Below are 21,900 nucleotides of genomic sequence, written 5' to 3' on the forward strand. Positions count from 1 at the left end.
GTTGTTTTGTTTTGGCGGGTGGGGGTGCAACGGGGGGCGGCCGCCTCATTACCCTCCCCTCCTTGTAATTATTCAAGATTCGGTGGCCGAGCGAAGTCGAGGTCATTTTTCTTAAAAGGAGATACTGGTAAGAGGGCAGATAAACATGTTTAATTTTTTAGAAAATTCATTAACGCTAAAATCAGGATAACTTTTTGAGTTTTTGACTAAAAATTTATAAATGAACTAAGATAAGTTCTATCTTTTCAAGATGAAATCGAGCCTGCCTGAGGCAGACAGCATTGACCCAAAGCGACACACAGAGGGATGATTATGATGTACCTGCCGATCGGAAGGCAGTGGCGAAGATTCCATCTGACCGATAAAAAACAATTATAAACAGATGAAAAAACTACTCTTTTTATGGAGAGAACTATTGGCGACTTTCTGGTTTTTACCGGTCGCTATCCTGATTTCTTCAGTGCTTTTGGCTATTGGTTCGGTTTATCTGGATAACTCAATTAGCATTTCCCAGGAAGGTTGGCTGAAGTTTTTTATCGTTAATAGCCCTGATTCTGCCCGAACGATCCTTTCTACCATTTCGGGGGCAATGATAGGTGTGGCTGGAACAGTTTTCTCCGTAACCCTAGTCGCATTGACTCTTGCCTCCTCGCAATTCGGGCCTAGGCTCATCAAAAAATTCATGTACGTTCGGCTCAATCAGGTCGTACTTGGCTCATATATTTCTACCTATCTCTATTGTTTGATTGTCCTGATCGCAATCAAAGGAAGTGAAGATTACACCTTCATTCCTTCCATTTCGATTCTCTTGGCCATTTTTTCAGCAATTATCAATATCATCTTGCTGATCGTTTTTATTCACCAAATCGCAATCAGCATTCAGGCAGATAAAGTGATCTCAGACATTTCAAATTTTATTTCCAAACAGGTCGAAACACTATTTCCTGAACAGTTAGGGGATGAAAAAGAGGCAAACACCAGCGTTGATTCCGAAAAGACAATTTCTGAATACCGTCATCAAACCAAGATCAATTCCCCTAAGAGTGGTTATTTACAATACCTGGACGGAGACATTTTAATGGAGGTAATCTCTGAATTTGATGTGTTATTTGAATTGAACTACAGACCGGGTGATTTTTTGGTTAAGGGGATAGAAATGGGATTGATTTATTCAAATGAAATATTGGACGATAAAAAAATTGAAAAAATCGTCAGCCAATTTGTAATCGGCGAAATTAAAACTTCGCAGCAGGACCTTGAATTTTCCATTCATCAAATGGTCGAAATAGCCGCTCGTGCACTTTCTCCCGGAGTCAATGACCCCTTCACGGCCATTGCCTGTATTGATAATTTGACTGGGACATTAGTCTATTTGGCACAGGCGAAATTTCCTTCCAAATACCGTTACGATTCCGAGGAAAAACTCAGAATCATTGCAAATATCCTGGACTTTGAAGGCGCATTAGACACCTCCTTCAATCAGATTCGCCAGTTTTCAGGAGGCAGCCCGGCAGTCATTATCCGAATGATGGAAGCCTTGATCTCAATCAAAGGCTTTGTAAAGGGAGATAAAAATAAAAAAGCTGTAATTCGACACGCAGAGATGGTTTTCAGAAAAGGATTGCAAACTATCCAAGAAAAGGATGATCTGGAAGATCTGAGGACCAGAGCGGAGAAGATTTTAACTAAGGATCAACTACTTCAAAATGAAAAATCGGAACGTAAGTAGTTGGATTCATATGATTATAATTTGATTTTTAAAGGCCATATGGAATCTTCGCATGACAGCCCCGATAGCCATCGGGGCATTCCTCTGTATGACACCAACGGGGTCATGCTTGATTTTAAGGAGTTCAACGAAACTCCATCCACCTTGATTTACTGATATTTATCATCCGAAAGCCCAATTTTCAGCAAGTTTTGGGAGAATTCATTTTCTTACCTTAGGTTAACCAAATGGCCTAGACTATGAACACAGGATCGAAGATTTTACTCCTTACCGATTTTTCAGAGGTGGCAGGAAATGCCGCTTCCTATGCCAAGTTGATCGCTTCTAAGATTAATGGGCAGATAGAGATTATGCACATTCTGGAGACCCCCGTAAACTGGGTCAAACTCCCGCAGGAAAGAGAACAATTTTATCCCGAGACCAAGAAGGAAATTGCAAGTGCCAAAGCGAAGCTGTCGGAAATGGTGCGGGCCTTAGAAATCTCCGGTGTCAAGGCAGTTGCTTCTCTTATTTACAGTTTTGGACCTGAAAACGTATTCTCTCATGTCCAAAACTCAAAAGCAGATTTAGCCATCATGGGATCAAGAGGAATGGGCATATCACGAGGTTTCTTACTTGGATCCAATGCATTGAAGGTCCTCCGAAATGTAAAGACACCAATTTTGGTTGTCCAAAAACCCTCCGAAAAATCGGAAATTAAAAAAATCGCCTTTCTGACCACACTTGAAGCTGATCAGGAGCCTGTGTACGCTAGGGTAAAAGATTTTGCAAATTTAATGGGAGCAGAGATAGACTTAATTTTCATCAATACTCCTTACAATTTTTTTGAGAATGAAGAAACCGATCGAAAGTTTGCAAAATTTACAGATCATTCAGTGAAGGTAAATCGGGTTCTGATCAACGCCCATAATATGGAACGCGGCATTCTTTTTTATTCGGAAAATTATACACCCGATCTCCTCGTGCTCGCAAAATCCGATAAACCCGGACTAGTCAAATTATTCAGTCCAAGTTTGACGGAAAACTTGGTTCAAGAGCATGATTTCCCTGTTTTATCGATTTCTATCGCCTAATTGAAAGAAGCTTGATTGCCGGGGTTTGGGTAAATAATTCGAAATTTATCGTGATTTAGGTTTTAAAATCAACCCAAACAGAATCACTATGAAAGCCACTCCGGAACATGACGATCGAATGGCGAAAATGACGTTCGCTTCGGTTTGCCCACACTATCTTGCCAAAGTCGAGAAAAAGGGCAGGACTAAAGAAGAATTGCATCAAGTGATTGAATGGCTGACTGGTTTTGATGAAATTGAGTTGGAAAAGCTTATCCTTGAGAAAGTAACTTTTGAAGAGTTTTTTCAGAAAGCACAACTCAACCCAAATGCGAATCTCATCACCGGAATGATCTGTGGCTATCGGATCGAGGAGATTGAAAACCAGCTGACGCAAAAAGTCAGGTATCTGGACAAATTGGTCGATGAATTGGCTAAAGGACGTAAAATGGAAAAGATCCTACGGAAAGCTTGAAGGTGATTGAAATTAGGCCTGCCTGAGATAGACAGGCATACAAAATGGAAACGACGGGGATTAGTAAGCCAAATGCCAACAAAATGTGAATCTAGGTTTGAATTTTATTTTGCTATACAAAACATTGATGGGATAGGCGCGGTGGGAGGATTTGCCAGCGAGCCAGCGTTCGGCCTCGTGCGCCTGCCTGCCGGCAGGCAGGGTTGGAGCTTTGGCAAATCTTGACTTTTTGGTTCTTTTGGGTCAAGCCAAAAGAACGAAGAAAAAGAATACGCTAACTTTTAATCAAAACCAGACACTGGAGCCCATAATAAGACAGCTACAATTACAAAAATTCAAATGAAAAAAGCTCAAACTCCTCAATCCTAATTCGTCAACACTACCCTTCTATAACTCGTCAAAGCAGGCTTCCCAGAATCCCGAACTTCCAAAATCACATGAAGTGATTGACCATTTCCCAACTTTGGCATAGCGAATTTGATTTCTTCTCCATAAGGGTTGAAAAGCTCCAAGTCCCCGGTAAAATTCCCAGCTTCTCGATACACCCACCACTTCAACTGAATCTGATCTCCATCCGGATCTTTACTTCCTTTTGCTGAAAGAACTACCTCTTCTCCTTCTTTGACTTTTGCACTTGCCCAAGCTTTCCCTTCGTTTCCGTTCAGCACGGCAATTGGATTATGATTCGCTTTTTCAAAAGCATCAGCCACATTCCAGTCCATTCTTGCTGCGAAGTCATATTGGAAAGCATCTCTGAACCTCCAAATCGTCGCTTGGTTGGAAGCTTCTTTCCTTCCATCAGGCAAGGTCACTTCATCCTGAGAATCAATTGACGAAGTCCAGATTTTATCCACTTCACCATAGGATTTCCAAAGCTCGTATCTGCCTGCCCAGCCTCCCCAAGCAGGAGTTTTGTACCAAGCCAAGCCATTTTGAATCAAACCGATAAATGATGGCGTATCGCCTTCCATGATGTATTCGAGCGGAATATAATTAGCGCCGAGAGGGCCATGATTATCCCGGATGTTAGCCATCAGCCAAGGATTGTCCACCAACTCAAAGTGATACATCGGGCCATTTTTATACCAGCGATCTCCACCGATTCCAGTCCAAGTGGCTTTGTAGTATTCTCTCCAGTTATCCCCAGCACTTGCGTCCACGATATAAAATATTCCGGGAAAATTGTGTCGAATCCAAGGTCCTGCAAAGTCCTGATCTGAGATGGTATAAACTCTGAGTTTATCTACAAATTCCTTCACTTCTTCTTCCGATCGGGTATTTTTCACTTTCCAAAGCGCTTGAGCAAGGCAATTTGCGCCACCCCAAACAGAAACCCAAAGCGGTCGGTCATCCGCTTTGTCTACGGCTTGAATAAGCAGCTCCGAACCCGGAGAATCTTTATCCTCCCCTACTCCATCCATGCTGAAAAGTGGCAAATGCTCGGAAGTCACACTCAGAAGCTGTTCTGCACTTGGAAAACCTTTGGTGTGCTTATCCAAGTTGCCTTTTACCTTTCCATAATTCTGAATCAGCTCCTCGATCTTATCCTTCCTCACTTGATTTCTCAAATGTGTGGAAGTCGTCGCGACGATTCCTTCGATGTCATATTCATTGGCATAAACCAGAAATCGAACCATAGACTGCTGATCGTCCGGCTCATTGGTGATGTCTGTCAACACAAAAACCCGCTGCTTGACGGGTTCTTCAAAAGTCAGTGGAGTTTGGGCAAAGGCCAGAGAAGTGGCTATCAAAAAGAGAAAGATTGGAAAGGTTTTCATAGGGCATTGGGTCATTGTAGCATTTAAGATAGGTTTTCTGAAGGAAATCCTGCCTATCCAAATGGATTAATCGAGCCAAAATGAAAGAGAAACCACTTTTGAAAAGGTCATCTGCTGAATGAATTTTACGAAAGGCAGAAATAAATTCCCCAAAATGAGACCTAAGGGTTACGGGAGTGGAAGGTAGGAGGTATGTTGAAAGAGTTTTAAGGGTAGATGTGAATTTAGAATTTGACTTTTCAAAAAGAATATAAAAGAAAAGGTGTTGCCGGCGGAACGAGGTTCAGTTGCCAAAGGCTGGTAAAACATGACCGAATATAAAAATGACAAAAAACCAACTGAACGCCGCAGAACTTACAAATTGCGGCCAAATCCCAAGGAACTGAACTTCAAAATGGTGTCATCCGCAATTTGCTTACTGCCAGGCAACATTCCCCCTACTCTAAAAATGTTGGATATGTATGCTAACGTGGTAAAGGTACCTCAACCCTTTTTTGCTAAATTCAATCACTTTCTGCAAGGTCGATTTTAGAACTTTCGCTCCAGATTTATCGGAAGGCGCGAGCATCAATCTGGTTGGGATGCTTGCAATGACCTCAGTGGCGGTGCCGATCCATCGGCAGCCCCATTCAGAATATTTTCCTGCCATAAGCACATACCCTGAGAGTCGATTTAACGCTCTTTTTTTATGGAACAAGAAGTAACCTCCATTGAAGTCTGGCCTGAAGAAATCAAAAAGTTCAAAACCGCCAAGCACTTTGCTTCCTAGCTCCGGTTGGCACCAAACAACAAAGTCAGCGGTGGAAATTCCTATCCAGCAAACTGCCCAAAGGAAGCAACTGCCTCAAAATTGCTCTTCGAAACGCAACCAATACAATTGGGAACCTGAAAGAATCCACGCTTTTGAGAGACCTCTTTCAGCGGATAAGTTTCCAAAAAGGAAGAGTCTCCCCCATAAGCGCACTGCAAGAAAACTGGCAGCGATCATTTGGAACATGCTGGGAAAAAGAATTCCCTAAATCAATCCGGAAGGATACTTATTCTTGGATCAAAAAAAAAGTTGGAATTAGGTAAGCAGATCAAAAAGCAAATCGATAAATTCAGTCTCACCGAAAACGATTTGGGACTTAAAACAGCTGACCTTTAAAGGTTTTGGGTGCCGCTAGTCAAAAGGCTACTACTTCAAATATATGCTCAAATGAATCCTGTCTATATTTTAACACATCTATTATCAACTGGCGGACTAGTTCTAACTGTATTTCTGTTATTAAGTAAACCAAAACAAGAAAATCAAAAGGCCAATAATTGGCTCTTCCTATTTTTGTTTTGGTTATCCATCATTTTTCTTGAAGAGTCCTTACAAATTATTGGACTGATTAATGAAAATGATGTGGTGGAAGACATATTAAGTATCCCTTTATTTCTGATAGCTCCTACTTTTTATTTGAGTGTCTATTCTTTTACTCTCCCCAAGCAAAAACTCAAATTAAAAGCACTTTTGCACTTACTACCAATCATTTTATATAGCCTAATTTTAATCGGTGTATCTGCAATTCTACCCAACAACCTTATCATTATTTCGCCTCAGTTTTGGGGCGATTATATTTCAGTAACTGTTACATTTCTTTTATTTGCTCAGCTTATTAGCTACGTAATACTGTGTCTTAAAACCATCCGTACACACCAAAAAAATATTCAATTATTTGCTTCCAATACGGAAGATATTGATTTGACTTGGCTACAAAGGCTTATATATGGACTCATTTTTATGGTACTGCTATGGGTTATGCAAGTATTATTACCCACGCTAACTAATTTTAATTCTGTTCTATACCTTTTTGCTATTTATTACTTAGCCTATTATGCTTTAAACCAAAAAGAAATTTACCCTTTCACCGAAAAAGAAACACTTGAAGTAATTCAATTAATAGAAATAAAACAGGCTGAGCCTGAACCAACTACATTGATTTTATCCTTAGCACAAGAAACTGAAAAAGAGCGTCTTAATGAATTGATGATTAAAGAAAAACCCTACTTAGACAACGAATTGAGCTTGCCCAAACTGGCCGAATCGTTCCAGACAGGTACTCATCAGTTATCCTACTTGCTCAATAAAGGGCTTAACGATAATTTTTATGATTATGTCAACCGCTTTAGAGTGGAAGAAAGTAAAAGGTTATTACTTGACAAAAAATTCAACCACCTCAGTATGGTCGGTATTGCGCTTGAAGCAGGCTTCAACTCTAAAACTGCTTTCAATACTGCCTTCAAAAAATTTACAGGCCATACTCCATCCGAATTTCGTAAAGCAAACTCCCTATCCCAATAACCCCTTTCGCTTCTGAGATTTTTTTATGTCTATCGGTTTTGCCTAGTAATGCAGAAAAACAGAAATTATTTTCTCAAAACTTGTTCGTCTCTATCTAACCGAACATTCAAATCCTATGATGCCTCTACTTTTGTCCATGTAATTCAACCGAATCCACTCATCATTTAATTAATCAGATTACAATATGAAAGTTAAAGGCTTCATTTTTTTTCTACTCCTGCTGCTCTTACTGCCAAAATTGAGTATTTGTCAGGAAAACAGTCATCGACTAAAACATCAAGTGAGCATAAGTTTTGACAATACGGTACTGAACCACCCCTTATTGTTGAGTCCGGGTTTGAATATCCGATACAATAGAACCTTACTCCAGCAGAAGGTACAAAGTATTTCTGTACTTGGTTCTTTTGGTTTAATCAGTACACCACAAACAGACAATCGGCTGGTTTTTGGACTGGGTGGAGAGTATGCAGTTCACTTTTTAAAGCGGTTTAGTATAGCTACAGGCATACAAGCCAATTATGTTCTTACTGCCTTAAAATATGATGTATTTGAATACAATTCAGAAGGAAATTGGGAAAACAGGGGCAATCTACTGCATAATTTTAGTCCAGGTATGCACCTTTCTTTACAAGGTGATTTTGTACAAAGGGATTTATTTAAAATGGGTGCATTCCTTGAATTGCGAATGCTTCGGCTGAATGAAAGTTATGAAAAAAAATGGCTTCAAGGTTATGTCCCCATATTTTCAATAGGTATAAAATCAAACTTCTAATATAATGAAAAAAACATATTTCTTTTTAATGCTCTTACTATTGGCAGCTTGCGATAAAGAGTTACTCGCACCCAATGAGCTTTCAAATAATCCGCAATTATCTACCAAAGATATTGCTGTCGATAAAGCATTTAAAGCCCACAAATCGGGTTTGAATACGGTGGGTGTATCTATCGGGATTTTTAAAGAAGGACAAGTCTCTTTTTACGGATATGGCGAAACCGCTAAGGGAAGTGGAATTGTGCCCAATCAAAACACCTACTTTGAAATTGGCTCCATTAATAAAGTATATACAGCCATTGCCATTGTAAAAATGTTGGAAGACGAAGGCAAAACCATAGATACGCCCATCAAAGCTTATCTACCTGCCGATCTGCCCACCTTAAATAGAGATGGCGTAGAACTCACTTTCAAACACTTACTGACCCATACAAGCGGGCTACCGTATATGCCTAATAATATAGGATTGAGCTTTTATACCAATACTGCGAGAGGCTGGCGAGAGTACGACAACAACAAGCTATTTTCTGCCCTTAAAAATGCAAGGTTAGCTTTTTTACCCTTTACAGAGTTTCTGTATTCCAACACTGCCTTTGGCACGCTTGGGGTAATCTTGGAGAGAAAATATGGCAAAGATTATCGGGAAGTTTTAGAGCATGAAATTCTTGAACCCATGATGCTATTCGATACCTCCCCCTATTTTGAAAAAACCGATCCCAATCGCTGGACAAAGGGCTATGGCAGTAATGGTAAAGAAAGTGATTATTGGAAAACGCTCAATGCAATCAACGGTGCAGGTGTTTTGAAAGGGACTTCAGCCGATTTACTGCGGTTTGCAGAATTATGTCTTAACCCTGATGGGCATCCTTTGCAGGATTACATAGAAAGAACTCAGGTGTTGACCTTTAATAAGCCCACAGATTATGAATTTTTCGTTGTACGCAATGGCCTTGGTTGGTTCTTCTATGAAAACAAGGGACTACCCGGAGAGACATTTCTTTACCATAGCGGAGGCACCGGAGGCTATAATTCAGAACTGTTTATCAATAAAGATAAAAACTCGGCACTAGTGTTACTATTCAATACAGACGGGATCACAGAAAGTCGTGAGCTTTTTGTAAGAGAGTTGTTGCAAATTATCACAGATTAATACTTTTCATAAAACTTCTTTACACATGAAAAACTCATCGAATATCAGAAATTTAAAAATACATTATTGGCTCTGTTTGATGCTTGGCATTCTTCTGGGAGCTTGTAGTGCACTTAATTTGATGCCTTCAAAAAATATAGAGACACTTAAGTTTGATACAAACAGCCATAACGAGCAATATCAATTCATCTATCAAACCAAAGAAAATTCGCCAGAACTACTCACACTTAAAACTAATTATGGCTTAGATAGCATTGCAAAAACAGGCAATACAGAGTTTGAACAGATACTCGCATTACTCAGTTGGACAAATAGCCGTTGGAAGCACAGCGGTTCTAACGAGCCTTCCGAATCCAATACTTTAACCATTTTGGAAGAAGCAGAAAAAGGAAAGAAGTTTCGATGCGTGGAGTATGGCATTGTACTCCGTAGTGTATTGGCAGTCAATGGCTTCAAAGCTAGAACATTGGGTTTAAAAACCAAAGATGTAGAAGTTACACTACTGGGTGCCGGGCACGTTTTGACAGAAGTTTGGTCGGAACAATTCAGTAAATGGTTGATGCTAGATGCACAATTCAATGTAGTACCCACGATGAATGGAACACCCCTCAATGCCGTTGAATTTCAAAGAGCTATTATCCAAAAAGAGAACTTCCAATTAGTGGATAGCAAAGGAGAAGTAGATGACAAGACTAGAAAAAAGTATATGAATTTCATCCCGCATTATCTGTATTATTTCGATTACAAATTTGACCAGCGAGAGTTGCCTTACGACAGCTTATTGAAAATCAATGAAAATGGATATTTGATGCTTGTGCCTCTAGGCACTAAACCCCCAAATAAATTTCAAAAAAGACATGAGTTGGATTATTTTGAATACACGAACTCATTAAAAGACTTTTATAAAAAACCTATTTAGATGTATTCCACCAATTCATCACTTGCCAATATGGATTTAATCAACTATTGGATTTGAGTGGAAGCAACTATGCAGAAAACGGTGTACCACCTCGTATTCCAGTTTCATTTGACTGGAATAATATTGAAAGAGACGAAATTTTGGAAAGGGCTATTGAGGAGCTACAGTGAGGGGCAGATACTTTTATCTAGATAAATCATTCAATTGAAGAAAAACTGAAATAATTATGTACAAAACAATATTTTTAATACTGATTTCCACCTCTGTGCTTAAGGCACAGGTAAATGAACCAATTGAGGTGGAAGAGGAAAAATCTAAAGCTGGAATCACCCGGCAATTCACTCCATCAGTGGGTTTCGTTCAAAGTGGTTTTCGTGATTTTGCTACCTCACCTTTGTATTATCAAGGTCCGGGATTGCACCTGGGTTTAGGATGGTATTGGGAAGGAGCAAAATGGGAAAATGGTTTTGAGGCTAATCTCAATCTGGCATTTACACAATCTAAGGCACCAAACAGTGAGTATTTTCAAACAGGCCATAGTGCCGTTTTTATAAATAGTCAGATTTACAATTCTTATTTAAGGAAAATTGATAATTGGAGTTTTCGAGATTATACCTTCAAGGTAGGCGGTACTTTTATATCTGATTTTAATACCAGAATTAACACCAGTTTACAAAATGCCACAGGTGGATTTGAGGCATTGGCCAATTTAATGCTAGCCGGCAAAGTAGAAAAGGATATTTCTAGAACCCAATCCAAAGAATTTGGTTTTTGGTTTTTAAAACGAACGCTAAACCCTGCTAAAAGAAAACTTTCATTTCAATTAAATGCCGGCCTACTTAATTTCAATTGGAGACCAGGGTATTCTTACGTCTTAGATTCCGAAATAAATGGCAGTGATTCAAAACTTACTGAATATTTTTTTGCTAGTCACAGTTGGTCTCTTAATGGCTGGAGATTGGGCTCTCGCTTAGAATATTCAGTGATTAGACCCAGCGGCAATGGTATGAAATTCAGCTATGTATGGGATGCTGCTCATGCGCCAGGTAAATTCGAAAACTTCCAAATGGCCAGTCATAGCATTCGCTACACATTGATTGTTAACTCAAGTAAAAAATAAATTATGAAATGCCCATGTTTAACTCAAAACACTCAACAGAAGATGAATATAGCAAACCGGGCATTCCATCTGACCGCTAAAAAACAAATTATATACAGATGAAACGAATATTCTTAATAGCCAGTCTATCGATCTTACTTTTTTCCTGTGAGAAAATGTTGTTTGAACCGGATCGAGCAAGTTCAGATCCTTTTGAAGTATTTGATTATCTATGGAATGAAGTAGATAAAAAGTATAGCTATTTTGAGCTCAAACAAATTGACTGGGATCAAATTAGAGTAGATTATAGAGCACAAATTTTTGAAGGAATGAGCGAGGAGGCGCTCTTTGATGTTTTGGGCAGTATGCTTAACGAGTTGAGGGATGACCATAGTAACTTGTTTTCTCCTTTTAATATTTCGCGCTATGATGTGGCCTTGAGAAATCCGCCTAATTACAGCCGCAGACTTGTAAAGGAATTTTATGTTCCAAATTCTCGTATAACAGGAGCCTTTTCTCATGATTTTATCGACAATGGTCGCATCGGGTATATCTGGTATGAAAGCTTTACTTCTCGGGTAGATGCTGCATCCTTGGATCATATTTTAGAGCGTTATGCTGATACTGATGGCTTGATACTTGACTTAAGGGAAAATGGCGGAGGAAATGTTGATAATATTGCCTTGATTTTGGAAAGATTTGCAAGTGAGCGAACCTTGGTTGGCTATTTTATTACTCGAAATGGACCCGAAAGGAATTCCTTCGGACCAAAAGCAAATTTTTTTATTGGGGCACATAAGGGAGTTACCTACAAAAAACCCGTGATGGTGCTGATAGACCGTGGGTCTTACAGTGCTACCACCATGTTTGCATCAGCCACTAAAGCCTTCTCGAATATCAAATTAATAGGTGATACTACTGGAGGAGGGGGCGGCCTACCCAATGGCGGGCAATTACCCAACGGCTGGATTTACCGATTCAGCATCAGTCAACTTTTAGATCTGAATGAAAATAATTATGCAGAATCAGGTGTGCCACCGGATATTATAGCATCCTTAGATTTTACAGACTTGACGAAGGATGAAATCATTGAAAGGGCTATTGAGGAGCTTCGTTGAGAAGGTTTTTAATGATGAATTCAAGGAAACAATTAATCCATTATCCTTTAAAAAATGCTTTGATGAATAAGTATTTAATAAGTTTGGCGCTCATCGTGTTTATTTCTGCTTGTGAAAAGCAGGAAATTGTGGTCGATGTATCCACTCAGGACAGTGTATTAAAGATTATTGAAGCTGAAAAAAACATCCAAAGCTTAAATTCAGTCTCTTTTGCAGTGGTAAAAGGGGATGAGTTAGTATGGGCCGATGCTATCGGAAAAGCAACAGACAATCTTTTGGCAACTATTGATACCAGATTTTTGATTGCCAGCATTTCCAAGTCGGTTACGGCCATTGCAGCCATGAAACTAGCAGAAGAAAACGCTTTAGATTTAGATACTGATATCAACACTTACCTAACTTTTGCGGTCAGGAATCCAAATTTTCCCAATAAACCAATCACAACAAGGATGTTGCTCAACCACTCAAGCAGCATTTCTGATGCTCATTATGGAACTTTTGATTTCTATTGCTGGAACCAGGATTGTGCTGTACCCTTAGATGTATTTCTGAAGGACTTTTTTGACTCCAATGGAAAGTTTTATTCCACTAGAACTTTCTATAATGATCCCCCAGGCGAAAAAGGCAACTATTCGAATATGGGTTATGCCTTATTGGGCTATGTGGTTGAAAAAGTTGCGAATCAACCATTTGATGAATACTGCAAGGAAAACATCTTTATTCCTCTGGGAATGCAATCAACCGAATGGCGATTGAATAATACACCGCTCAATGAATTGGCAACACCTTATAGTCCTACTATTACGCCATCAGCTCCACACTATACGTTTCCTGACTACCCAAATGGCGGAATTAGATCTACCCCTTCGGATATGTCAAAGTTTGTTCGAATGTTGATCAATAATGGGACTTTTAACGGAAACCAAGTAGTTACAGCCAACACGATAGATGAAATTAAATTTCGGCCTTTCCCCATTACCCGAGGGGGCCTAAGATTTGATCTGGGACTTGGCTTTTATTTTTATGATGTAAAAGGTACCATTTTGTTTGGCCATGGAGGTGGCGAACAGGGCACTTCTACTTCCATGTTTTACAGCTTAGAAACAGGAGTTGGGGTTGTTGTTTTTTCGAATACCAGTAATGCCAATCTCGATTTGATTTTATACGCACTTTATAAATACGGAACTGAACAATGAAAAATATAATTTATTTTATCATCGCAACGGCATTTTATACAAATGCAATTGCACAAGAAGCAACCACAAACGGAACGCCACCTGACGAGCGTTTTGGCTTTTCTGTGGGCTATTTTGGAGATATGATTCGTAATCCCGGTTATTTTATTGGCTTGGAAAATTACTTGGCAACTACAAAAAATTATCAAGTGATTGGCTCTGTTATTTTTACCAATTATTTTCTTAAACAAAATTTTACTGCATTATCCCTGAATCCAAGGATTGGCTTGCGTTACACTTCCAATTTTGGGATCACCCTTGAAAGTCATTTAGGGTTGGGTTACTTGCATCGGTTTTATCGTTTTGATGATTATGATGTCAATGAGCAAGGAGAAATAGTTAGTAAAGGAAAAGCATCCCAAATATCTGCCATGCCCAATCTTGCGGTAGGTCTTGGCTATGATTTTAGGCGGAAAACAAATTTGCCTCTCCTTTATTTTTTGAGAGGATCTATCAATTACAATTATCCCAATAGGCACTTCCTTTTTGAAGCTTCTATTGCGATAGAAACGGGTATAACCTATGTGCCTAAGTTTGGGAAAAGTAAATGAAGTGAATAAAGAAAAGATAAAAACAGTTAGACAATGAAACACATAGCGACTGCATTTTTGACCGTTTTATTGGCTTTATTTTCAATCAATGCGCAAGGGCAGACTTCTAATGGAGCTTTTCTTGAATATCTGCCAACCAAAAAAGGTGTCTCTCTAAGAGCTGGTTACGAACTTGGGTTCAATCAAAAAGAATTGAACAAGAAACTATTCAATAACCGAAGGCTATTCATTCGTAGCAGCTTAGGATTACTTGAAATGGATAAGCAGCACAATCATGTTGCTTTAAATAGCTTGGTCGGCTTTAGATTTTATAACCAAAAAACGAACATCAGTTTTGAGCCGCTGAATTTGGGACTTGGATATTCACATACAAGTTTCCAGTCGTTTGCTTTTGAAAACCAAAATGGAAATTTTGAAAAGGTCAATATTTCAGACCGAAACCAGTTTATTTCCATACACCTACAAGGCTTTGCGATGGGGTATTCCATTCCAATTAAACATCAATTTTTAAAAGTCCGTATTGCACCTGAAGCGGTTGCCTATTTTAGCACTGAAAAGACTACTGGAAGTGATTTTGGAGGCGCAAAAAGAACTCCACTATTTAACTTTTATTTCCCTATATCTTTAAACCTAATATTTTAAAATATGAAGGCTTTTAGAATTCTCACTACCATAACTTTTGCAGTACTTATGTCCTGTGCTAGAGAAGACTATTCCCTCTCACCCAATCATATTGAAGAATTGCATTGGGTCAAGTTTGAGCAAAGCGCAATGCCTATTGTAGTAGCAGGCAATCCTAATTCAGCTATCATTATAATTAAAGTTCATGGTGGGCCTGGTGCCTCATCCATTCAAGAATTTCAACAATCTGACTGGGCTGACGCTTTCGAAAATGAATTTCTTATGGCCTACTGGGATCAACCCTTCGCAGGGTTCTCCATAAATGATAATTTCCCTAAAATTGCCGATTTTGAAGTATCACATTATCGCCAATCTTTAGAAACTGTGGTAGATTTTTTGTCTTTTCTTCTTCCAAATAAAAAAATCGTGTTTTGGGGACAAAGTTGGGGAGGTTTAATCGTTTGTGATTTTATAACAGAACCATCTAATCAAAATAAATATGCTGGATGGATCATTGAGTCTGGATTGAACACCAATGGATTTCGAGACTATGCAGGGTTGAGAGAATCCATGATTGAACAAGCCAATATACGGGTCAGTCAGGGTGAAACAAGATGGATTCAAGAATTGGAATGGATGAATCAAAATCCTTATGACCCATCATTTAAGCGCCTAGAAATTTGGGAAAAATATGAAAAATATGCAGATGAGCTTTTATCACCGTTTGATCCGGAACCCATTCCAATAAATTTCAGAAATAGAAGCGTATTTCTTCGCGAAACCATTCACCGCCAAAGGCTAATGTACAATTTGATCGGTCAACCGTTTAATTCTGATTTACTATTAAGTGATAAAGTGTACAAGTTTAACAAAGACAATATGATTGATAATATATCCAAAAACGGGATATTTATTCAAGGTAAATTTGATAGGTCTATTTCTGTAAAATCAACAGAAGAATTTGCCAACTTATCTTCACAAGTTACCACCTTGTTGATGTACGAAAATTCAGGGCATAACCCCTCCATTTCGGAGCGAGCCAAGTTTATCACTGATGTCAAAAATTATTTAAACTCATTATGACAGGTAACGATGTAATGGCAACAAATAAAGAAACTAAAATAGTAATAGCCAGCAATAGATGCAAAGACATCAAAAGTTGATTTACAAAATAAAGCGACTGAAAATGATCCAATTAAAACAATTATTCATCCTAAGTTTCACAATAGTTTTAGCTAGTTGCGCCAACCAGCCAAATGACCCAAACATAGACAATCAGCTTAATCAATTATTAGAGCAAAAGAGCTACTTCAAACTAAGTGAGCTTTTAGAAAACAATGAAGGCAAACTTACAGAAAGGCGGCTTTTGTATTACAAGGCATTTGTGGCAAAAGCATTTGGTGAAAGAATGGAATCGAATGTACATATCAATGCTTTGTTGGCAAAGTACCAAAATGAACTGACCTACACCACCATCACAAGACTATTGGACTTGAAAGCTGCCAATCACTTGTATCATTATGAGTATAAGGAAGCAGCAGACATTTATACAACTATACTTGAAGACTACTCAAACGTCTTGGACAGTACGGATATAATCAATTACAACAATGTTAAAAATCTGTTTGGAGCGGTTTCAGATATAAACCGGCAAATTATGCACAAACATGATTTTGTAAAGATAGCCTCTTTCAGAAACGATTTCAACCATTTAATGACACCAGTTAAATCAAATGGCGTTTCGGAAAATTTTATTTTTGATACCGGGGCGAATCTATCCACCATTGTAGAAAGTCAAGCTAAGAAAATGAACCTTACCATGATTGAGCAACATGTAGATGTGGGTTCTTCCACGCAGATAAATGTTCAATCAAAATTGGCAGTGGCCGACAGTTTGTATGTTGGTGACATTCTTTTTGAAAATGTAGTGTTTTTAGTGATGCCGGATGAGCAACTCACATTTCCTGAAATTAACTATCAGATTCACGGAATTATAGGGTTTCCAGTTATCCATCAACTTGCAGAAGTTCATTTGCATAAAGATGGGAGCATTTCCATTCCAACTACCCAAAAAGAAAGCAAATTAAAAAATATGTTTTTTGAAGGACTTAATCCGGTCGTTCAAGCCGTATCAGAAAATGACACTTTGCTTTTTACTTTGGACACCGGTGCAAAAAACTCTGAACTTTCCTTCAAGTATTACAACGACCATAAAGACAAAATCGAGAAAATAGGCGAATTGGAAACAAATGAAAGGGGTGGTGCGGGTGGTCAGGCAACTGTTGAAGAATATATGCTAAAAAACTTTCCAATAAATATTGGAACCAAGAGTACAAAGCTGGCCAAAATTCCTGTTACACTTGAGGAATATGAATTCAACAAATATTTTGACGGCAATTTGGGGCAGGACGTGCTGACACAGTTCAATACATTGATTATCAACTTTAAACACATGTATGTGGACTTTGAGTAGAAAAGATGAGCCAACTGCTAGTCGAAAAACTGATTGAAAGTTCAAAAAAATATATGTGATTTCCCTAATGCTAAATTAGAAAGAAGATGAGATTTTTAATTACAATACTTTGCATTGGTATAACCTCCAGCGGAAGCAGTTTCGCTCAGGGTACTATTACTAAAACCCAGGCTTCAGAAGATATACGGTTTTTTAACAAAACCATCCAATCCAAACATCCACAACCGGACAAGCATTTTTCCAACTTCGAAGCTTATAGCGATTCATTGATTTCTGTATTGCCTGAGATTCTGCCAATGGATGAATTTACTCAGATGATGGCCAAATATGCCAATAAGTTTCAGGATGGTCATACCTATATCCAAAACAGTGAAGTCCTTGAAGATGCCCTGTTTCTTCCTTTTGAATTAAAGATCAAAGAAAAGAAGGCCTTCATTTCAAAATCAATGCGATCGGATGCAGACTTGAAAGGTGCTGAAATCATCAGCATCAACTCGATTGATTTTTCATTGATACTAAAAAATGCATTAGAACTGGCTGGGGGTGAAACGGTTGAACATCGTTTGTCAAGAATCGAACGCAGTTTTCCATTTTATTTGTACAGGTTATTGGGTGATGTTCTAGAAATGGAAGTTTTAATTGATAAGCAGATTGTCAAGCTCTCACCTAAGTTAATTAAACGAGACGAATGGCTTAGCCTTAGCAATTTCAATGCAATACCAAAATATCACTTTCAAATCATGGATGATAAAGTAGGGCTTATTACTTTCTCTGACATGGCTGGAATAAAGAAAAGTGAGTTCAATAGTTTTCTCAAAAGTACCTTTAAAGAGTTATCAGACAAAAAAATCGATAAGCTGATCATCGATTTGAGGGACAATGGCGGTGGGAATTTCCTCTTTGGAGAAATGCTACTCTCCTACCTCTCTGAAAACCCTTATACGCTGCAACAGAAGTATCAATACGATATGCAGGGAGCGAAAGTAAACCAAAAAATGACCCAACCCATTCGCCCAAAATCTCAAAAAAACAGGTTTTCCGGTGAACTGTATTTTTTGACAAGTCCATATACTTATTCCTCTGCTGCTACTATCATTGCTGCTGCCAAGTACAACAGCATTGGCAAAATCGTAGGCCAAGCGATTGGGCAACCCTATTCTGGTTTTATTGATGTGACTAACTTCCTATTGCCCCATTCAAAACTGACTTGTGGCACAAGTACTGTGTATTATGAATATGTTGGAATAACTGAAGAAAATGCCACTATGGGTATTCCACCTGATATTTTTACAGATGAAGATGCGTTGGAACTTTTATTAAAGGAATTTGAATAGGTAATAATTTGGGATGACTTTATTAAAGCTTGGTTCCAAACTGCTTCATCAAGTCCAAGATAGGAATAATCTCCCCTCCTTTGGGGCTAAGGCTGTACTCTACGCGTGGGGGAATTTCAGGGTAAGCTTTCTTTTTGATCATTTCCAGTGCTACAAGACTTTTTAACTCCTGAATCAGCATTTTTTCACTGATGTCAGGAATACTTTTTTTAAGTTCCCCGTAGCGTATGGTGCCTTGGCTTAGCTTGTCGATAATTCTTAATTTCCATTTTCCGCCGATCACTTCTAAGGCCTTTTTTACAGGACAGGTCTTTTCGTCAAAATTATTTTCCTTCATTTTAAAATTTTATTTACCTGATAATCTATATTTCTAACCATTTAGTAGACACCCTACCAATAAGTAGGTACTTGAAGTTTAGTAAGTAAAGGTATAGGTTTGTCTTGTCAAATCAAATAAATAAAAAAATGAAAAATATGATTTTAGTAACGGGTGCTACAGGCTTTCAGGGTGGAGCAGTGGCAAAAGAACTGTTGAAGACCGGTCATAAGGTAAGGGCACTTGTTCCGGAAGGTGAAGATGCCAATCCTTTAAAAGCGCAAGGAATAGAATGTGTTACCGGGTCTTTTGAGGACTTAGACAGCCTCAAGAAGGCTTTTGAAGGGGTTGAGAAGGTATATCTTTCTTTTCCATTGATCTTCGATGAACAAAAGCTTTTGGCTTATGCTGAACATATCGTCAAAGCTTGGGAAAGCTCCTCTGTCTCGCATTTTGTTTTCAACACGAACCTGCCGGTGTTTCACCAAGAGGTTGGGATGGCTGCTTTTGATATTAAATTGAAATTGGAACGTTTCTTTGATGAAAAGCAACTTCCATACATTTCTTTGCGCCCCACCATTTATATGGATAATCTGTCAGCACCATTTTTATTGCCTGTGGTAAGGGAGAAAGGGATTTTGCCCTATCCGATTGCGGCAGAAAACAAGGTGGAATGGCTCAGCCATCAAGACTTGGCAAAATTTGTAAGAGTGGCCCTCCAAAAACCTGAGCTGGCCGGTGAAAAGTTTTTTGTAGGAGGCCTGCAATTGATCAATGGGGAAGAAATGGCAGCAGTCATTTCCAAGTTGGCAAAAAAGAAAATCAGCTACATTCCCCTAAGCCCTGATGACTTTGAAGCGCAGTTAAGCCCGAGTTTTGGTCAAGAAACGGCCAAAGAAATATCCAATATTTATCGTTTTGCGCAGGAGCACCCAAACCATTTAGAGGCTACAGATTTAAGAGAAAAAACCTTGATTCATCTGCCTGCTAACTTGCAACTTTTTGAGGAGTGGGCTAGTGGTGTAAGATGGAGTTAACTTTAAAAAAACCTATTTAAGGAGGAATCACAGCTGTATTTCAGCTGTGATTCCTGTATTATAGAAGGATTTATTTTAAAATTTAACTTAACCATTTTAGTAACTTCCTCCTTAATTTGAATTACTAAATTTTATTTCCCTTTTGTGATTTGAAATCCACTCTTCCACAAAACCAGCCACCTCCTCCCAGCCAGGTTCACTGGCGATGTAATGAGATCTTCCAGGAAAAGTATGGTATTGCCTGATCGATCCTTTATGTTGATAGGCTTCGAAATTTTTCTGGATCAATTGAGGAGGCAGGTCATTATCCTTTTCCCCTGCAATAAAAAGCATAGGCATATGGGCTTTTTGAAAATTGATTTCCATGCCTTTCTGGGTACTTGTTTTGGCAATGATCCTGCTTTCAGGTATAAAATAGTTTTGATGCTCCGCCCTTGCTGCCGAGTCAGATAGCGTATTGAAAAAGGTGTATTTAAACCAACGCAGAGGTGGTTGGCAAACTTTCTTGCGGGAGCGTAAAGGATTGACCATCCGAAAATTGGAACGAATATATTTCCAATTCAGTACAGAAACTCCTCTTGGGTTGGCACTGGCCAGGGTGATGCCCATACTTGCTTTTTCCATTTCAACTAGCTTCTGCGTGATTAAACCTCCAATGGAATGTCCGATAATAATGGGTTTCTCAGCAAGGCTGTCTACAAAAGCAACCATATAATTTAAGGCCTGTGCAAAGTCAAGGTTCACCAATTCCTGATCAATTTCCTTCTGCAAAATCTGAGGGTTCCCATCGTGGTAAGGAAAAGAAGGTGCATAAACGGTGTAGCCTTTGTCCTCAAAGTAATTCTTCCAATTTTGCCAGCTAAAGCTGTTTTGAAAAAGACCATGAATAAGGACGATGGTTTTTCCTTTTTCCTGGGCAAAAAGTGACAATGGTGATGTAAATAGGATGAAGCAAAGTAAAATTAACGGTAAGATTCTATTTGGTGAGTACATAAGACGGATATTTGTTTGGGACAAAATTCCATCGAATTACTGAATCTATACCTTATCATTTGGTAAGAAAGAACTTGATATTAGTTAAGAAATCGAATTCCGAATGCGGCTGAGCGACTCCGGGGTCAAGCCCAAGAAGCTGGCAATCAGGTTCAAGGGAACCCGCTGAAGCAACTGAGGCTTGTTTTCCAAAATATGCAAATACCGACCTTTTCCATCGAGTGCCTGAAAGAACTTAAGGCGACTTTCCATTTCAATAAAATAATGGCTTAGCACATTCATTTTAAAAGACTGATAAAACACATCATCTTGTAGAAGATCTGAAAGTTGAATTTCGATCAGATCAGAGTCTTCAACCAACTGTATTTTCTCTCTTGCACCTCCAAATCCCAGCAAGCTATACACCGAACCCACGATATCCCCTTCCATATCAAACCAGCCAGTGAGTTCACGTTCTCCTTCCTGATATATATACCTTGCGATTCCTTTTTCAAGGATCCAGAAAACCTCGCATTGCTCCTCCATTCGGACCAATTGAAAGTTTTTAGGGTAGGAAACCCGTTTTCCAAGGCTTTTTAAATTTATAAGGTCAAGGTTCATTTTTTCATTAATAATGCAGGCTTGGTAATTCCTGATTTGTAGATCACTAAATTGGAGATGTTGATTTATGTATTCCTAAAGATAATTGCATGCAGTTAGATCAAAATATGTTGATTCAGCTTCCCTTCAATTTCTCTCCATATTTTATAATACCGCCACATCAGTTTGTCGAAAACCACTAATGGATCATTCGTGTTAATTAGTGTATTCGTGGCAAACTTAATATTTCATAGCCACGGATACAGTAGAGTAGAGTCGTCAGGGAAGAGAATCCCTGACGTACCCCCTCTTCAATCCGTACGTGCGGTTTTCCCGCATA

The 21,900-nt window shown here is 38.8% G+C and carries 20 protein-coding genes; 16 read left to right on the forward strand and 4 right to left on the reverse strand.

The window, feature by feature from the left end:
• Positions 1–382: 382 nt before the first annotated feature.
• The 3 genes from ACK4HU_RS21430 to ACK4HU_RS21440 all read left to right on the forward strand — a co-directional run bounded on the left by ACK4HU_RS21430 (position 383) and on the right by ACK4HU_RS21440 (position 3,256).
• Positions 383–1,729, forward strand: coding sequence for a DUF2254 domain-containing protein (locus ACK4HU_RS21430; RefSeq protein ID WP_409810066.1), 1,347 nt, complete (start codon positions 383–385; stop codon positions 1,727–1,729).
• A gap of 239 nt (positions 1,730–1,968) precedes the next feature.
• Entirely contained in the window at positions 1,969–2,802 is an 834-nt protein-coding gene (locus ACK4HU_RS21435; RefSeq protein ID WP_409810069.1) for a universal stress protein, read from the forward strand.
• 88 nt (positions 2,803–2,890) lie between these two features.
• Positions 2,891–3,256, forward strand: coding sequence for a DUF2200 domain-containing protein (locus ACK4HU_RS21440; protein WP_409810072.1), 366 nt, complete (start codon positions 2,891–2,893; stop codon positions 3,254–3,256).
• Between the two features lie 365 nt (positions 3,257–3,621).
• Here the strand turns inward: ACK4HU_RS21440 and ACK4HU_RS21445 are convergent, their stop codons facing one another.
• Positions 3,622–5,034, reverse strand: a complete 1,413-nt coding sequence (locus tag ACK4HU_RS21445) for a DUF1593 domain-containing protein (protein WP_409810075.1) — start codon at positions 5,032–5,034, stop codon at positions 3,622–3,624.
• Between the two features lie 1,198 nt (positions 5,035–6,232).
• Between ACK4HU_RS21445 and ACK4HU_RS21450 the strand changes: the two genes are divergently transcribed.
• From ACK4HU_RS21450 to ACK4HU_RS21505, 12 genes are all read left to right on the forward strand, one after another.
• A complete protein-coding gene (locus ACK4HU_RS21450; protein WP_409810077.1) occupies positions 6,233–7,363 on the forward strand; it encodes a helix-turn-helix domain-containing protein in 1,131 nt (376 codons plus the stop codon).
• Positions 7,364–7,643: 280 nt separating this feature from the next.
• Positions 7,644–8,135: a hypothetical protein gene (locus ACK4HU_RS21455; protein ID WP_409810080.1), complete on the forward strand. Its 492-nt coding sequence runs from the start codon at positions 7,644–7,646 to the stop codon at positions 8,133–8,135.
• A 4-nt stretch (positions 8,136–8,139) separates the two neighbouring features.
• A complete protein-coding gene (locus ACK4HU_RS21460) occupies positions 8,140–9,285 on the forward strand; it encodes a serine hydrolase domain-containing protein (RefSeq protein ID WP_409810083.1) in 1,146 nt (381 codons plus the stop codon).
• Between the two features lie 25 nt (positions 9,286–9,310).
• Entirely contained in the window at positions 9,311–10,204 is an 894-nt protein-coding gene (locus tag ACK4HU_RS21465) for a transglutaminase domain-containing protein (protein WP_409810086.1), read from the forward strand.
• 226 nt (positions 10,205–10,430) lie between these two features.
• Entirely contained in the window at positions 10,431–11,324 is an 894-nt protein-coding gene (locus ACK4HU_RS21470; RefSeq protein ID WP_409810089.1) for a hypothetical protein, read from the forward strand.
• 98 nt (positions 11,325–11,422) lie between these two features.
• Complete coding sequence (locus ACK4HU_RS21475; protein WP_409810092.1) at positions 11,423–12,421, forward strand: S41 family peptidase; 999 nt, start codon at positions 11,423–11,425, stop codon at positions 12,419–12,421.
• A gap of 62 nt (positions 12,422–12,483) precedes the next feature.
• Entirely contained in the window at positions 12,484–13,617 is a 1,134-nt protein-coding gene (locus ACK4HU_RS21480) for a serine hydrolase domain-containing protein (RefSeq protein WP_409810094.1), read from the forward strand.
• The gene (locus ACK4HU_RS21485) at positions 13,614–14,207 is read left to right on the forward strand and encodes a hypothetical protein (protein WP_409810097.1); all 594 of its coding nucleotides are present in this window, start codon (positions 13,614–13,616) and stop codon (positions 14,205–14,207) included. Before ACK4HU_RS21480 ends, ACK4HU_RS21485 begins: the two co-directional genes overlap by 4 nt.
• A gap of 33 nt (positions 14,208–14,240) precedes the next feature.
• A complete protein-coding gene (locus ACK4HU_RS21490) occupies positions 14,241–14,849 on the forward strand; it encodes a hypothetical protein (RefSeq protein WP_409810100.1) in 609 nt (202 codons plus the stop codon).
• Between the two features lie 3 nt (positions 14,850–14,852).
• Positions 14,853–15,911: a hypothetical protein gene (locus ACK4HU_RS21495; protein WP_409810103.1), complete on the forward strand. Its 1,059-nt coding sequence runs from the start codon at positions 14,853–14,855 to the stop codon at positions 15,909–15,911.
• Between the two features lie 103 nt (positions 15,912–16,014).
• Positions 16,015–17,301 carry an aspartyl protease family protein gene (locus ACK4HU_RS21500; RefSeq protein ID WP_409810106.1) on the forward strand — a complete coding sequence of 429 codons (1,287 nt, stop codon included), beginning with the start codon at positions 16,015–16,017 and terminating at the stop codon, positions 17,299–17,301.
• An 86-nt stretch (positions 17,302–17,387) separates the two neighbouring features.
• A complete protein-coding gene (locus ACK4HU_RS21505) occupies positions 17,388–18,635 on the forward strand; it encodes a S41 family peptidase (RefSeq protein ID WP_409810109.1) in 1,248 nt (415 codons plus the stop codon).
• A gap of 22 nt (positions 18,636–18,657) precedes the next feature.
• Here ACK4HU_RS21505 and ACK4HU_RS21510 read toward each other — a convergent pair whose 3' ends face one another.
• Complete coding sequence (locus tag ACK4HU_RS21510; RefSeq protein WP_409810112.1) at positions 18,658–18,972, reverse strand: winged helix-turn-helix transcriptional regulator; 315 nt, start codon at positions 18,970–18,972, stop codon at positions 18,658–18,660.
• A gap of 128 nt (positions 18,973–19,100) precedes the next feature.
• Here ACK4HU_RS21510 and ACK4HU_RS21515 point away from each other — a divergent pair, with 128 nt between their 5' ends.
• Positions 19,101–19,988: an SDR family oxidoreductase gene (locus ACK4HU_RS21515; RefSeq protein ID WP_409810115.1), complete on the forward strand. Its 888-nt coding sequence runs from the start codon at positions 19,101–19,103 to the stop codon at positions 19,986–19,988.
• 111 nt (positions 19,989–20,099) lie between these two features.
• Here the strand turns inward: ACK4HU_RS21515 and ACK4HU_RS21520 are convergent, their stop codons facing one another.
• Both ACK4HU_RS21520 and ACK4HU_RS21525 read right to left on the reverse strand, forming a co-directional pair.
• Entirely contained in the window at positions 20,100–20,981 is an 882-nt protein-coding gene (locus ACK4HU_RS21520) for an alpha/beta hydrolase (protein WP_409810118.1), read from the reverse strand.
• An 84-nt stretch (positions 20,982–21,065) separates the two neighbouring features.
• Positions 21,066–21,581, reverse strand: a complete 516-nt coding sequence (locus ACK4HU_RS21525; protein ID WP_409810121.1) for a Crp/Fnr family transcriptional regulator — start codon at positions 21,579–21,581, stop codon at positions 21,066–21,068.
• Between the last annotated feature and the right edge of the window lie 319 nt (positions 21,582–21,900).

Origin of the sequence: Algoriphagus sp., from assembly GCF_046296635.1 — a bacterium.
Taxonomy (GTDB): domain Bacteria; phylum Bacteroidota; class Bacteroidia; order Cytophagales; family Cyclobacteriaceae; genus Algoriphagus.

What these genes read in the sequence shown, in the direction of transcription:
- ACK4HU_RS21465 (WP_409810086.1), top strand. Translation starts at nt 9,311, where the DNA reads ATGAAAAACTCATCGAATATCAGAAATTTAAAAATACATTATTGGCTC.
- ACK4HU_RS21450 (WP_409810077.1), top strand. Translation starts at nt 6,233, where the DNA reads ATGAATCCTGTCTATATTTTAACACATCTATTATCAACTGGCGGACTA.
- ACK4HU_RS21430 (WP_409810066.1), top strand. Translation starts at nt 383, where the DNA reads ATGAAAAAACTACTCTTTTTATGGAGAGAACTATTGGCGACTTTCTGG.
- ACK4HU_RS21520 (WP_409810118.1), bottom strand. Translation starts at nt 20,981, where the DNA reads ATGTACTCACCAAATAGAATCTTACCGTTAATTTTACTTTGCTTCATC.
- ACK4HU_RS21515 (WP_409810115.1), top strand. Translation starts at nt 19,101, where the DNA reads ATGAAAAATATGATTTTAGTAACGGGTGCTACAGGCTTTCAGGGTGGA.
- ACK4HU_RS21470 (WP_409810089.1), top strand. Translation starts at nt 10,431, where the DNA reads ATGTACAAAACAATATTTTTAATACTGATTTCCACCTCTGTGCTTAAG.
- ACK4HU_RS21485 (WP_409810097.1), top strand. Translation starts at nt 13,614, where the DNA reads ATGAAAAATATAATTTATTTTATCATCGCAACGGCATTTTATACAAAT.
- ACK4HU_RS21525 (WP_409810121.1), bottom strand. Translation starts at nt 21,581, where the DNA reads ATGAACCTTGACCTTATAAATTTAAAAAGCCTTGGAAAACGGGTTTCC.
- ACK4HU_RS21490 (WP_409810100.1), top strand. Translation starts at nt 14,241, where the DNA reads ATGAAACACATAGCGACTGCATTTTTGACCGTTTTATTGGCTTTATTT.
- ACK4HU_RS21510 (WP_409810112.1), bottom strand. Translation starts at nt 18,972, where the DNA reads ATGAAGGAAAATAATTTTGACGAAAAGACCTGTCCTGTAAAAAAGGCC.
- ACK4HU_RS21460 (WP_409810083.1), top strand. Translation starts at nt 8,140, where the DNA reads ATGAAAAAAACATATTTCTTTTTAATGCTCTTACTATTGGCAGCTTGC.
- ACK4HU_RS21495 (WP_409810103.1), top strand. Translation starts at nt 14,853, where the DNA reads ATGAAGGCTTTTAGAATTCTCACTACCATAACTTTTGCAGTACTTATG.
- ACK4HU_RS21505 (WP_409810109.1), top strand. Translation starts at nt 17,388, where the DNA reads ATGAGATTTTTAATTACAATACTTTGCATTGGTATAACCTCCAGCGGA.
- ACK4HU_RS21480 (WP_409810094.1), top strand. Translation starts at nt 12,484, where the DNA reads ATGAATAAGTATTTAATAAGTTTGGCGCTCATCGTGTTTATTTCTGCT.
- ACK4HU_RS21440 (WP_409810072.1), top strand. Translation starts at nt 2,891, where the DNA reads ATGAAAGCCACTCCGGAACATGACGATCGAATGGCGAAAATGACGTTC.
- ACK4HU_RS21475 (WP_409810092.1), top strand. Translation starts at nt 11,423, where the DNA reads ATGAAACGAATATTCTTAATAGCCAGTCTATCGATCTTACTTTTTTCC.
- ACK4HU_RS21500 (WP_409810106.1), top strand. Translation starts at nt 16,015, where the DNA reads ATGATCCAATTAAAACAATTATTCATCCTAAGTTTCACAATAGTTTTA.
- ACK4HU_RS21435 (WP_409810069.1), top strand. Translation starts at nt 1,969, where the DNA reads ATGAACACAGGATCGAAGATTTTACTCCTTACCGATTTTTCAGAGGTG.
- ACK4HU_RS21445 (WP_409810075.1), bottom strand. Translation starts at nt 5,034, where the DNA reads ATGAAAACCTTTCCAATCTTTCTCTTTTTGATAGCCACTTCTCTGGCC.